Annotated in this window: 11 protein-coding genes and 1 pseudogene; 2 read left to right on the top strand and 10 right to left on the bottom strand. The window is 66.9% G+C overall.

Going from position 1 to position 12961, the window contains the following annotated elements:
* The first annotated feature begins 297 nt into the window (after window positions 1-297).
* The gene (locus AC1D2O_RS22690) at window positions 298-1119 is read left to right on the top strand and encodes a TorF family putative porin (protein ID WP_478087570.1); all 822 of its coding nucleotides are present in this window, start codon (window positions 298-300) and stop codon (window positions 1117-1119) included.
* 61 nt (window positions 1120-1180) lie between these two features.
* Here AC1D2O_RS22690 and AC1D2O_RS22685 read toward each other — a convergent pair whose 3' ends face one another.
* From AC1D2O_RS22685 to AC1D2O_RS22675, 3 genes are all read right to left on the bottom strand, one after another.
* Window positions 1181-2398, bottom strand: coding sequence for a class I SAM-dependent methyltransferase (locus AC1D2O_RS22685; protein WP_478087569.1), 1218 nt, complete (start codon window positions 2396-2398; stop codon window positions 1181-1183).
* Between the two features lie 23 nt (window positions 2399-2421).
* Window positions 2422-3903: an arylsulfatase gene (locus tag AC1D2O_RS22680; RefSeq protein ID WP_478087567.1), complete on the bottom strand. Its 1482-nt coding sequence runs from the start codon at window positions 3901-3903 to the stop codon at window positions 2422-2424.
* Window positions 3904-4165: 262 nt separating this feature from the next.
* Window positions 4166-4477: a hypothetical protein gene (locus AC1D2O_RS22675; protein WP_478087566.1), complete on the bottom strand. Its 312-nt coding sequence runs from the start codon at window positions 4475-4477 to the stop codon at window positions 4166-4168.
* 262 nt (window positions 4478-4739) lie between these two features.
* Here AC1D2O_RS22675 and AC1D2O_RS22670 point away from each other — a divergent pair, with 262 nt between their 5' ends.
* Complete coding sequence (locus AC1D2O_RS22670; protein ID WP_478157940.1) at window positions 4740-5663, top strand: DMT family transporter; 924 nt, start codon at window positions 4740-4742, stop codon at window positions 5661-5663.
* A 10-nt stretch (window positions 5664-5673) separates the two neighbouring features.
* Here the strand turns inward: AC1D2O_RS22670 and AC1D2O_RS22665 are convergent, their stop codons facing one another.
* The 7 genes and pseudogenes from AC1D2O_RS22665 to AC1D2O_RS22635 form a co-directional block, all read right to left on the bottom strand.
* Window positions 5674-5949, bottom strand: coding sequence for a hypothetical protein (locus AC1D2O_RS22665; protein WP_478087563.1), 276 nt, complete (start codon window positions 5947-5949; stop codon window positions 5674-5676).
* A 141-nt stretch (window positions 5950-6090) separates the two neighbouring features.
* A complete protein-coding gene (locus AC1D2O_RS22660; RefSeq protein ID WP_478087562.1) occupies window positions 6091-7293 on the bottom strand; it encodes a hypothetical protein in 1203 nt (400 codons plus the stop codon).
* 242 nt (window positions 7294-7535) lie between these two features.
* On the bottom strand, window positions 7536-8033 hold the full coding sequence (locus AC1D2O_RS22655; protein WP_478157939.1) for an RES family NAD+ phosphorylase: 498 nt from the start codon (window positions 8031-8033) through the stop codon (window positions 7536-7538).
* Window positions 8030-8464 (bottom strand): type II RES/Xre toxin-antitoxin system antitoxin, encoded by a 435-nt coding sequence (gene parS, locus AC1D2O_RS22650; RefSeq protein ID WP_478157938.1) that lies wholly within the window; start codon window positions 8462-8464, stop codon window positions 8030-8032. Before parS ends, AC1D2O_RS22655 begins: the two co-directional genes overlap by 4 nt.
* Window positions 8465-8721: 257 nt before the next feature.
* Window positions 8722-12495 (bottom strand): trifunctional transcriptional regulator/proline dehydrogenase/L-glutamate gamma-semialdehyde dehydrogenase, encoded by a 3774-nt coding sequence (gene putA, locus AC1D2O_RS22645; protein WP_478087557.1) that lies wholly within the window; start codon window positions 12493-12495, stop codon window positions 8722-8724.
* A 110-nt stretch (window positions 12496-12605) separates the two neighbouring features.
* The gene (locus tag AC1D2O_RS22640; RefSeq protein WP_478157937.1) at window positions 12606-12794 is read right to left on the bottom strand and encodes a DUF2065 domain-containing protein; all 189 of its coding nucleotides are present in this window, start codon (window positions 12792-12794) and stop codon (window positions 12606-12608) included.
* Window positions 12795-12810: 16 nt separating this feature from the next.
* Window positions 12811-12961: pseudogene (locus AC1D2O_RS22635) on the bottom strand (protease modulator HflC); the annotation flags it as partial.

Here is a 12961-nt window from a genome sequence, read left to right as displayed (position 1 = left end):
CCCCTTTCGGTGCGTCGAGCTTGCACAGCCCGAGCACGGCTTCGGCCATCACGACCCACATCGCCGCAATGGCGGCCATCCATACGAGGTCCATTCATCACTCCTGCATCAAGAAAACGATGCAGCAAGTGTCCGGACGGGTGCGTAAAAACGGGGAATAGAGTGCGCCGAGGGGCGTAAAGAAAGCGTAAACGCCGCCCTCGATGTTCGAGACTTTTACGCGCAGGCCGTGGCTTTTTACGTCCCTTTTACGGACTCGCCCCTACGCTCGTGGCTCGCTCACAAACACCTTCGAACATGACATACGCCATCGCGAAAATGCTTTCTCTCACGACCCTGGCCGCCCTGCCGATGCTCGCGAGCGCGCAGCTCACGGGCAACGTCTCGCTGGCCACCAACTACAAGTTCCGCGGCCAGGACCAGGACGTCCTCGGCAAGCACGACTTCGCCAATGACAACTACGTCAAGCCCGCGATCCAGGGCGGCCTGGACTACGCCTTTGGCGACTCCGGCTTCTACCTCGGCAACTGGAACTCCAGCGTCAACTGGCTCAAGGGCAACTCCGTCGAGATGGACTTCTACGGCGGCTACAAATTCAAGGGCGGCCCGATCGACTGGGACGTCGGCGTGCTGACCTATGTCTACCCCGGCAACAGCGCCGGCAACACCACCGAGATCTACGGCGCAGGCACCTGGGCCGACGAGAACGTCGGCGCCTTCACCGCCAAGTACTCCTGGACCGTCTCCAAGGACTACTTCAACTACGCCGGCAACAAGGGCGGCTCGGGCCTGGACGGCACCAACACCGGCTACCTGAACTTCGCCTACACCAGGGAGATCGTGCCCAAGCTGACCTTCAAGGCAGCCCTCGGCTACACCTTCTTCTCCAGCGACATCAGGAGCCTGGGCTACAAGGACTACCTCGACTACAACGTCGGCGCGGCCTACGACTTCGGCAGCGGCCTCTCGCTCGGCGGCTACGTCCAGGGCGGCAACGAGCAGAGCGCGTTCAACCTGGTCGCAAGCCCGGGCATCCCCTCGCCCATCGGTCCCATCGGCCAGACCACCTTCTCGCCCAACGCCACGCGCTTCATCCTGATCCTGACCAAGACGCTGTAAACGTGGCCTACGCCGCATACCGACCAGGAAGGGCAAGAAGAAGTGACCGGCTGCTGGCCTGTCACATCCGCCCCCCGACACGCGTGCGCGACAAGTCGAACACCGCCTGGTCGTACCACCAGAGTCCCTCGAACAAGACGCGCGCTCCTTGGCGCTGCGCCTGCTCCGGCGCGATCTCGCCGATGGAGCGCTGGCCATCGATGGCATCGACGAGCTTCTTCTGTTCGGCGGTGATCGGCAGGTACAGGTCGGTGTAGGTATGGTGACGGTTGATCAGCACCGCCGCAGCACCCGGCTGCAGTCGCTCCTGCACCATGACCGTGTCTGCGACGCGCAGGGGTACGAAGTCCAGCCATGCATCGCCCTCGAAACTGACGCGCTCGTGATCCGGCCGGTCGCTGCGGTACGCCACCACGCTGTGGCGGACCATCGAGCCGCGGAAGAGTTCGACTGCGGCGTACTGCGCCTCCACCGGAAGCCGGGCCAGCAGCGGCTGATGCGCAGAAGATGCCAGGGCGCCGCACTGGGGCAGATAGGCCGCCTGGCCCAACCAGCGGCCGAACCTGAAGCCACCCGCACGAAGGAATTCGAACAGCTGCGGGACCGAGTAAGCCCGGTCCTGGGGGTGCAGAAGCGCATCGGCCAACCCTGCCGGGTCCTTGAAGTCAGGCGCACTGCGCAACAAGGGCATCAGCGGGTGGTCCGGCGGCAACGCCCGAAGACTCGCCGCGAGCGCCTGGATCTCATCCGCCGAAGTGCCGATGCCGAGCCGGCGGCAGTAGTCCTGCAGCAGGTACACCCCGGCGCGCCCATAGGGCGCATAGATCATCAGGTGCAAGGCACCGTTGGGCTCCAGCACCTCGCGAAGGGCCCGCAGGCCCGCGTCGGGGTCCGGCAGATGATGCAGGACGCCGGTACAGACCACGTGGTCGAAAGTGCGCCCCAATTCGGATGCGCGCTCGACCGGGAGTTGGTGGACCTCTAGATTGTCGAGGCCGTGCTTGCGCCTGAGCCGTTCGGTCTGATCGATGCTCGTTGCGCTGACATCGATGCCGACCACCTTCGCGCGGGGCCAGCGCATCGCGTGCTTGGCGGCCTGGGAGGTGCCGCATCCGGCGACCAGGATGGTCCGATCCTCGCGATAGGGTTCATCCGGCCAGAACAGATGGGCCTCGGCGCGCCGCCGGTCCTCGCTCCACGACTGCCGGTAGCGCGCCAGATCGTCGACCGGAGGCGGGTAGGGATGACGCTCGTAGAAAGCGTTGACCTCCCGCGCCACCCGGCCGGCGTCTCGCATCGAAGTCAGGAGTTGCCGTGACCCGACACCTGGGCCAACACCGCGTCCAGGTTGAACGACGCGGGCTTCTGGCGAGGCGGGAACTTGGCGAAATCCGCGATCTGCCCGGCGATCACCGCCTGCATCTGGTACATCTGCGGCACGTGATCGACCATCCAGTCCAGGTAGGTGTTCGAGTTCACCGGGGCCCGCTCGAACGGGTCGCGCCGCAGGTTCATGATGTACGGCAGCCGAAGCTTCACGAACGGCTCGGCCCACTGTCTCATGGTGTCGGCGCGCTGCTCCGCCAGGTGGAACTTGTAGTCGCCGACCCGCACCGCAATCACCTCCCCGTCATCGCTGAAGTAGACGATGACGTTCCTCGGACTCTCCTTCACGGCACCGGTCAGGTAGGGAATCTGGTTGTAGCCGTCGAGATGGACGTTGAACGTCTTGTCGCCCACTTTGCAGCCCTTGAGGAGCTGCTCGGTCACGTCGGGATTGCCGGCCGCCGCAAGCAGGGTCGGGAACATGTCGATGTGGGAGACGATGCCGTTCAGGACCGAGCCGGCCTTGATCTTGCCCGGCCAGCGCATGAGGCACGGCACTCGCCAGCCACCTTCCCAGTTCGAGTCCTTCTGGCCGCGGAACGGGGTGTTGGCGCCGTCCGGCCAGGTGTCGTTCTCCGGTCCGTTGTCGGTGGAGTACATCACGATGGTGTTGTCGGCGATGCCCAGTTCGTCGAGCTTGGCGAGCATCTGGCCGATCTGCTCGTCGTGGACGACCATGCGGTCGCTGTAGGGGTCCTGTCCGCTCTTGCCGATGTTCTTTTCAGCCACGTGGGTGCGGAAATGCATCGCGGTCGAGTTGTACCAGAGGAAGAAGGGCTGGTCCGCCTTCGCCTGCTTCTCCATCCAGGAGAGGGCCGCGTCGGTGATCTCCTCGTCGATGGTTTCCATGCGCTTCTTGGTCAGCGGGCCGGTGTCCTTGATCGTCTGCCCGCCCTTGCCGTCCGAGATGCAGTGGAGCACGCCGCGAGGACCGAACTGCTTCCTGAATGCCGGATCCTTCGGATAGTCGGGGAGCTCGGGCTCCTCCTCGGCGTTCAGGTGATAGAGGTTGCCGAAGAATTCGTCGAAGCCGTGCACGGTGGGCAGGAATTCGTCGCGGTCGCCCAGGTGGTTCTTGCCGAACTGGCCCGTGGCATAGCCGAGCGGCTTGAGCAGCTCGGCAATGGTCGGATCTTCCTTCTGAAGTCCGACGGTGGCGCCGGGCATGCCGACCTTGGTCAGGCCGGTGCGGATCGGGTTCTGGCCGGTGATGAAGCAGGCGCGGCCCGCGGTGCAACTCTGCTGCGCGTAGTAGTCGGTGAAGGTCACGCCTTCTTCCGCGACGCGGTCGATGTTGGGCGTCCGGTAGCCCATCATGCCGCGACTGAAATGGCTGATGTTCCACAAGCCGATGTCGTCACCCCAAAGAATCAGGATGTTGGGTTTCTTCGCCGCCATGTCTTTTCCTTTGCATGAGAAAAAATGAAAAGGGCAGGCAAGTTGCCTGGCCGTGCGAACGGCAGGCCGCGTGCGCCAGGCAGCGGCTCGTCGAATCGATGGTCTGGTTCGCCAGACGATGGTCAACTCGACAGCGCCATCTGTACATCAGGGCAAGGGGCAACTTCGCTGCCCGAAAGGGCAGACCTGCTCGCCAGCCGAGACCCCCCAAGGTGCAAGCCGGGGATTTTTCAGCCGGGACCCGCCGGCTTTTTCCTCACCGTCAGCCCCATGTGGGAAGGTTCTGCAAGGCATCGTTGGGGCGGTCGACCAGGTCGACGCCGGTGATGCCTTTTCCGCCCGGCAGGAGCTCAACGTCGCAAATGACTTCCCAGGCATGGTCTTCCGTGCGCCGCGCAAGGCACACCTCCTCGCCGGCAGCAAGCAGACCGGTGCACTCCGCCATGCTGATCCGCTGTGCCGTGCCAAGGGCCAACCCGGTCGATCCGAGCTCCTTGTCCACAACCGCATGAATGGCGACGAGATCGATCTTGTCGCCCTCATAGTGGACGGCGGTAATTGCATGCTGGGCCATCTTCGACCTCCATTCGTAGAGAACCCCAGTATGGCCGCGGCGGCTGTCAGCGTCGAGGCGCACCCCCAGGATGCCGTGCAGGCCACGTGTGGCCAGGCTAATATTCGCCACCATGCATTTCCGCCGCTGCGCTCCCCCGCCCCCTTCCCTCTGAGTCTCCGCGCCCCTCGTGGCGCAGCAGAGGGCTCAGGCCATCCCATGCGATGGCCTGAGCGCGGGAACAACGTGCCCGTTTGTCCGGGCACTCGACGGTGTGCGAATCATGAAAATCTTGAATGGAGCGCGGCTCGCGTGGGGCGGCGTCTTGTCGGCGGGCGTGTTGTGGGGCGGCGGCGCCCTCGTGGCGCAGCATTTGATCGAGCGCGGCATTTCGCCGTACAGCCTGGCGCTCGCGCGCTTTTCGCTCGGCTTGCCGCTCCTGTGGTGGTGGCATCTGCGCGCAGCCGCCGGCGCGTCGGCGCGCTGGCGCGATCTGGCGCGGCGCCAACAGGCCTTGATGCTCGGCGCGGGGCTGGCGATGGCGCTGAATGTGAGTTGCTGGTTCGAAGGCGTTGCGCACCTGGGCGCCGCAATTCCCACCGTGATCTCGATCTGCTGCGCCCCGGTGATCGTGGCAATGGTGTCGGTGCTGCGCGGCTACGAGCCGGCCAGTCGCCGTCTGTTCGGCGCGCTGGCACTGGCGTTGATCGGTGTGGCATGGATTGCCTTGCCGGTCGACGGCTGGCAGCTCGCACCCGGCCATGGGGCCGGCTTGGCGTGGTCGCTGGCTTCGGCGGCCCTGTATGCCACGGTGGTGCTGTGCAACGCCCGCATGCCCGCCAGTGTTTCACCGGTCGCTGCATCGACTTGGGGGATGACGAGCGCGGCCGCCTGCATGGCCTTGCTTGCGAGCGCGCTGGGCGTGACCTGGCCGAGCGATGCCGGGCACTGGCTTGGCATTGCCTATACCGGCGTGGTGACGACCTCGGTCGCGTACCTGGCATTCGCCTGGGGTTCGCGGCGGCTGTCTCCAACGGCGGCCGTCATCGGCACGTTGGTTGAGCCCCTGGTGGCGACCCTGCTGATGTGGTTGCTGTGGGACGCGCCGATGCTGCCGCGCCAATGGATCGGGGCGCTGCTCCTCGGTGCTGCAATGGGGCTGCTCGCGCTGCGCACCCGGGCCTCGGCCGCGGCTGGCACCAACTAGGTGGCGGGTTTCAGTGCCGGAGGATGGACGGGAGGTCGGTGTAGTCCAGCAGTTCTTCCAGCGCTTTCACGGCGCGCTGGAACTCCTCCTCATCGACGCCCCGCTCCTTGAGCCAGCCGTGCACGAAGCCGCGGAACGACAGGCTGAGCCTTTCGTCGGCAATGCCGTGCGCGGCAAGCAGGGCCATGCCGATCACCTGCCACACCGCCAGCCCGCGAACTTCCTCGCTGTAGCCCTCCTCGAAGCTCTTGGACAGCTTTTCAGCGGCCGTGACGTTCGAATTCATGGTGGTGCCTCGGGTCTCGCTTGCGAATGCAATTCGCGGCAACCATCATCCTGCTCCATCGATCGGCGGTTGGGAAGTGCCTGTTCGGGTAGCGCCGATTGCCCTTTGGTGAGGACGCGAAAAGGGTAGGGTGAACAGGCCCTAAAGAAAGACGCCCACCACCTGCTGCAGCAGCTTGTCGAAAGGCACCAGGGCCAGTGCGACCAGGCCGAACGGCAGCGCGGTGGCAGCGGCCAGCACCAGCAGGCTGCGCAGGTCGACCGGCGTCAGGCGCATCACGTAGGCGTTGGCCGCCGTCTGGTAGAAATCGACCACTGCGGAGAAGTCGCCGGTCGCCAGCGGGTCGACGGTGTCGCCGCCGGTCTGGCCGCTCATCCACTTGTGCTCCAGGGCCTCGCCCAGCCGTTGCGACAGCGTGCCATAGCGAACGAGGCCGTGCTGCCAGGTTCGCAGCAGATGCCCGCTGAAGATCAGCACCGGCGCGGTGAAGACCAGCAGCACGACCACGACCGTGCCGAGCGCCACGCGGGCGAGCTGCTCGGGGCTGCCAGGGCCGCCCGCGAGCACGTGGGCCAGTTCGGTGGCGGCGACCAGCGCGCCGATCGCCACGCCGAGGATCGAGAAGGCGCGCAGCGAATAGCTCGCGAACATCAGCCCGGCGGCGCCGTCCGGGTGGGCCGCGATCAGCCGCAACCTCAGGCCCGCGACCAGCCAGAGGTAGCGGGCCCAGACAAAGATCCGCCAGCACCAGCCAAGCTGCAGGATCAGCAGGATGGGCAGGCTGACGAGCGCGTGCCACCAGCTCGCGAGCGAGCGGCCGAGCGGCGCCTCCGGGGCGCCATGGTGCCAGTTCGGCAGGAAGGCGGTGGGCACATAGCGCACCAGCAGCACGGCCGCCACGAAAGCCAGCACCACCGCCAGGGCCTCGACCAGCCAGCCGTCGCGCAGCCGGATGATCGAACGCACGATGGCGTCGTAGGGCTGGGCCTCCGAGGGGGGCACCACGCCGCGGCTGCGGAACGAGTGCGCCAGCTCCCCCAGCCGTGGAATGCAGACGGCTTCGGCCAGCACCAGCAGCGGCGCGACCACCAGCAAACGCACATGCGCCGAGGCATCCTGCAGGAACGCGCGCCACACCGCCTCCTGGCCGTCGGCCCGCGCCAGCATCGCCAGCACCAGCAGCGGCAGCCAGCCGATGGCGACGACCGCCACGCAGCGCCGCCAGACGTGCCGATGCTCCGGGTCGAAGCGCCCCCAGAGCCGCAGCAGGCGCATCGGCGGCCCGCCGTCGAACAGCCGGGTGTCCGCAGCATCGGGTGGGGAAGAGAGGGCGGACGGGGTCACGGCAGGCGTTTTTCCGCCCACGATATGCCAGGCGCCGCGCGCTGCCCATCGGCTATCGGGGCATTCGGGTCGGCACCTTGGTGCAAGGCGGCCGGCCGGCGGAGCTGGCACGATGAAAGAGGCCAGGCCCCCAGATGACGAAGTCACCATGTCGGCGCAGGGTGTGCACCACGGTGTCCTGCGGCGCGAAGTCGCGCTCGATCGCTCCTGGTCGACGCCGAGGTGAGCGCCGCATCCGACGCTCAGGTTGCCAGGTTCCCCATCAGTCGCGGGTCGTACAGCCACTTGCGCACCTTTTGCGCGGCGATGCCCTTGGCGTCGGGGTGGGCCGGGTTGATGAGGACGTTGTGCTCCTCCGGCACGACCACGGAAGGCACGACCAGAAGCGCTGAAGTCTTGTCATCGATCCAGCTGTCGCCCAGATCCAGCGAGACCTTGCCCGCCGGCTCCGCGTCCCATCCCACGGGCAGCGATGCCGCGTCCCGTTCCTCGCGCGCGGCCCAGGTGGCTTGCGGCACCGACATCTTCACGAGGTAGCGATTGAAAGGGAGGCCGCCTTGCTTCAGGTGCACAACCGTCTCCAGGCATGCGAGGGCGATCGATTGCGAGGTGTAGACGACCGCTCGACTTTTCCGATTCCAGCGGCCGCCGGTGACCTCGGCGCCCTTGCCGGTCAGGTCGTCAGCCAGGTAGTCGGGCGTGTCCGTGGCGAGGCGCCAGAGCACGACCGATACCGTCAAGCGTAGGCCCCGCTTTGCATGCGGGCCAGCAGGTTGGAGACCATCGCCTGTCCTTCGGCGGTATCCATCAGGCTGGAAGGCGGGCGCCCGCCCAGGGCCGGCAGCGGCTCCTCGAGCCACCTGGCCAGCCACTTGGCGGCGTCGAACCCCGTCGGGTCGCCGGACTGCTGCACCATCGCCTCCACCTGGCCGATCAGCCGCGCCATGCCCAGCGCTCGCTCGCTGTCTTCCGTGGAGAGAGGCTTCCCCTCGCGAACCTTGCGGCTCACGGTCGCTTGTGCGATGCCCAGCGTCGGCAGCAGACGGTCCTTGGTGATGTTCAGGCTCTTGGCCAGCTTGTCGAGGTAACCCGCCGACAGTCCTTCCTTGACCATCGTGATGCGCATCAGCGGCTCAGCGAGGTAGATCTCGAGGAACGGGGGGTCAGACAAGACGAAACGCGGGACATCGACCTCCGAAACGCTGATGGCGCCTAGGGAGGTCAGACCCCTGGGCGGCTTGCGGGCCCCGGACGTGCGGGCGGCTGCTTTCTCGACCATTGACGACCTCTCGCTCATTTGAGCGTTCATGGTAAATCAATTGAGTGGAATTGCCAACCCCAAGGATCGATCTCCTTGCAAGCTTGCCTGCTTGGATTGCCTGCGCACGGCGCGCCAAAGGCTCCCGCCCTCATGGCCCTCCTCACCGCTTAGCCGATGGTCATCAAGCTGGCGTTGCCGCCCGCAGCGGCGGTGTTCACGCTGAGCGCGCGTTCGATGACCAGCGCCTCGAGCGGGATGTCGGTGGCGCCCGGTTGAAAGGCCCTGACCCCCGCGATGGGGCCGTCTCGCTCCGCGACGCGGCGAACGACCGCCGCGAGCGCAGCCGCGTCACCGTGATGCAGCACCGCATCGAATGCCACGGTGGGCGCGGCCCAATCCTGCGCAATGACGATGGATGGCTGGACGGCGGCGGGAAGCGCGGCGAACAAGGCGGCCGTGCGCTGGCCCGCAGGCCACAACGCCGTGCTGCCGGCGGCCAGCACGGCCGCAAGCTGCGTCAGCCGGTCCGCATCGTCGTCGGCCAGGCAAAGGACGGCATGGCGCGCAAGCAATGTGTAGACATTGCGCTCGCCGGTCGGGCCGGTCAGCGTGCGTGCCTGGCCGCTGCGCGTGAGCCGCCTGAAGCGGCTGCAGGTCTTCGCGAGCGGGGCATTGCCCGATTGCGAAGCCCATGCCGCCAAGGCGTCGAGCGCGGGCTTGCCGGCCCTGACTTCCACGTCCGGCGCATTTCCCGGATCCGCGTCGTTGAATGCCCGCGCCAGCACGTCTTCCGGCCGCTTCGCCAGCATGCGGACCATGTACAACGGGCCGCCGGCCTTGGGGCCGGTTCCCGACAATCCCTCGCCCCCGAACGGCTGCACGCCGACGACCGCACCCACCATGTTGCGGTTGACGTACACATTGCCTGCATTCGCTGCTTCGACGACCTGCGAGATCGTCTCGTCGATGCGCGTATGGACGCCCAGCGTCAGTCCGTAGCCGGTGGCGTTGATCTGGCCCAGCAGCGCGCCGAGATCCTGGCGGCGATAGCGGATCAGGTGCAGGACGGGGCCGAACACTTCACGCTGGAGCTCGGAGAGGTGGTCGAGTTCGATGAGCGTCGGCATGACGTAGGTCCCGTGCCGGGTGGCGTCATCCATCTCGCGCCCCTGGCGGTAGACCGCGCGGCCCTTGTTCCGCAGGGTCGAGATGTGTTGCTCGATGCCGGCGCGGGCTTCGGCATCGATGACGGGACCGACGTCCACGGCCAGCTTCGAGGGATTGCCGACGCAGGCCTCCCTCATCGCACCCTTGAGCATGTCGACGAGTCGATCGGCCGCCTCTTCCTGGACGCACAGCACGCGCAACGCGGAGCAGCGCTGTCCTGCACTGTCGAAGGCGGACGCCATCACGTCCGTCACCACCTGCTCCGCGAGCGCCGACGAGTCGACGATCATCGCGTTCTGGCCGCCCGTTTCGGCGATCAGCGGGACCGGCTCGCCGCCCGCGCCCAGTCGCTGGGCGAGCGTCTTCTGCAGGATCCGCGCGACCTCGGTCGACCCGGTGAACATCACGCCCTGGACTCGCGGGTCGGCGACCAGCGCCGCTCCGACCGTCTCGCCGCGCCCGGGGAGCAGCTGGACGGCCGCGGGCGGGACGCCGGCCTCCCACAGCAGGCGAACGGCCTCCGCGGCCACCAGGGGGGTCTGCTCGGCCGGCTTGGCGAGCACCGGATTGCCGGCCGCCAGCGCCGCGGCGACCTGGCCCACAAAAATGGCCAGGGGAAAGTTCCAGGGGCTGATGCACACCATCGGGCCGAGCGCACGGTGCGTCTCGTTGCTGAAGTCGCTGCGCGCCTGGGCCGCGTAGAAGCGAAGGAAATCCACGGCCTCCCGCACTTCCGCGATCCCGTTGGGGTAGGTCTTCCCGGCCTCGCGCGCCAGAAGGCCGAGCAGGCGAGGCATCCGCGACTCCATCAGGTCGGCGGCCCGCTCGAGCAGCTCGGCGCGCCGCGCCGGCGGCGTCGCGGACCAATCGCCGGCGATGCCGTGGGACTGGTCGAGCGCCCCGTCGACCTCCGCAACGGTCGCTTCCCTTGTCTGGCCGACCACATCGCGATGATCGGCCGGATTCACGACCGGCTGCCAGGTGTCGGCCGCGCCCTCGGCTCGCGTCGCCGCGCAGAGCATGGGCGCGGCGGTCCACGTTTCGCGCGCGCTCTGCGCCAGGGCGCGGCCGAGCTCGTGCAACGATTGCTCGTTCGAAAGATCGAGCCCCTTCGAGTTCAGGCGCAGTGGGCCGTAGAGATGCGACGGCAGCGGAATGGCGGGGTGCGGCTTCCCCACGCATCCTTCCGCCTGGGCCAGGCGCTCGACCGTCACCACCGGATCTTCCACCAGGCTGTCGAGCGAGATCGTCGGATCGGCGATCCGGTTCACGAACGACGTGTTGGCACCGTTCTCCAGCAAGCGTCTCACCAGATAGGCGAGCAGGGTTTCATGCGTGCCCACGGGGGCGTAGATGCGACAGGGCCGCCCCAGCTTGCCGGTTTCGATCGGTCCGACGACCTGTTCGTAGAGCGGCTCGCCCATGCCGTGCAGGCACTGGAATTCGTACTGTCCCGGGCGGTAGGTCGACGGATCCGCCATCACGTAGATGGCTGACAGCGTGTGCGCGTTGTGCGTGGCGAACTGGGGATAGACGGCATCCGGGGCCTCCAGCAGCTTGCGCGCGCATGCGAGGTACGACAGGTCCGTGTAGGCCTTGCGGGTGTAGACGGGGTAGCCCTCCTGCCCGTCGACCTGCGCGCGCTTGATCTCGCTGTCCCAGTAGGCGCCCTTCACGAGCCGGATCATGAGTCGATGGCGGCTGCGGCGGCCGAGGTCGATCACATGGTCGATGACGCGGGGGCAACGCTTCTGGTACGCCTGGATGACGAAGCCGATGCCGTCCCAGCAGGCCAGGGCCGGTTCGAAGCACAGTCGCTCGAGCAGATCGAGGGACAACTCCAGGCGATCGGCTTCCTCGGCGTCGATGTTGAGGCCGATGTCGTACTGCTGCGCGAGCAGGGCGAGATCGCGCAGCACCGGGTACAGCTCGGTCATCACGCGCTCGTACTGGGCTCGGCTGTAGCGGGGATGCAGCGCAGACAGCTTGATCGAGATGCCGGGCCCCTCGTACACGCCGCTTCCGTTCGACGCGCGGCCGATGACGTGGATGGCCTGTTCGTAGGCCAGGCGATAGCGCTCGGCATCGTGCGCGGTCAGCGCGGCCTCGCCGAGCATGTCGTAGGAGTAGCGAAAGCCCTGCGATTCGAGATCCCTCGCCTGGTCGACGGCCTGCTGGATGGTCTCGCCCGTCACGAACTGCTCGCCCATCATGCGCATCGCCATGTCGACGCCCTTGCGAATGAGCGGCTCCCCTCCCTTGCCGATCAGCCGGGCCAGAAGCGTGGACAGCCCGGACTCGCTGTGTGTCGCGACCAGCTTGCCCGTGAGAAGAAGGCCCCAGGTCGCCGCGTTCACGAACAGCGAAGGACTGTGCCCCGCGTGCGACTGCCACTGCCCGTGCGCGATCTTGTCGCGGATGAGGGCGTCGCGCGTGGCCGCGTCCGGAATGCGCAGGAGCGCCTCCGCAAGGCACATCAACGCCACGCCTTCCTGGGACGACAGCGCATATTCCTGGAGCAGGCCCTGGACCAGCCCCGCTCGTCCCGTCGCTGCCTTGCGCGTGCGCAACTGCCGGGCAAGGCGATGGGCAAGCGCCCGGGCGTCGCTCGCCTTCCCGTCCGGAAGACGGGCCGCTTCGAGCAGGACGGGCAGCACGCTCTCCTCGGGCAGGCGGTACGCGCGGGTGATCTGGTGCCTGAGCGACGACGGTTCGGTCAAGCCGTCGGCGAAGGCGTCGAACGGCTGGGAGGGGGCGGCGGCAAGATCTGACATGGCAACCTTTGTGGTGACATGTTGGATATTGCCGCCTCGATTCCAGAATTACCGTCCAAAAATTCGACCCTTCGACGAACAATTCACTAGACACGCGGTCGACCCGCGGATCACCCCAGGAGCCAAAGCAGGATCAGGCCCAGAAGAATGCTGCACAGGCCGAAGAAGCGCAGCTGGCCGTCGCGCAGTTGCATGAGCTGGCCGAAGCCGCGCCGCCAGCCGCCCGGGGACAGGAAAGGCAGCAGGCCCTCGATCACCAGGACCAGGGCCAGCGCGCTCCAGAAGGTGTCGCTGTCCACTTGACGGCGGCCGTGCTCAGCGACGCGGTGCGTTGCTGCCCGAGCCGGAGCCCTGCATCGCCCGGAAGAAGTCCGACGAGGGGTCCAGCACCAGCACGTCGCTCTTCTTGTTGAAGCTCTGCTTGTAGGCGTCCAGGCTGCGATAGAACAGCGCGAACTGCGGATCG

This window comes from Variovorax sp. P1_G12 (assembly GCF_056405555.1).
The sequence above is the reverse complement of the archived record's forward strand: the minus strand, read 5'-3'. Positions and strand labels throughout refer to the sequence as shown.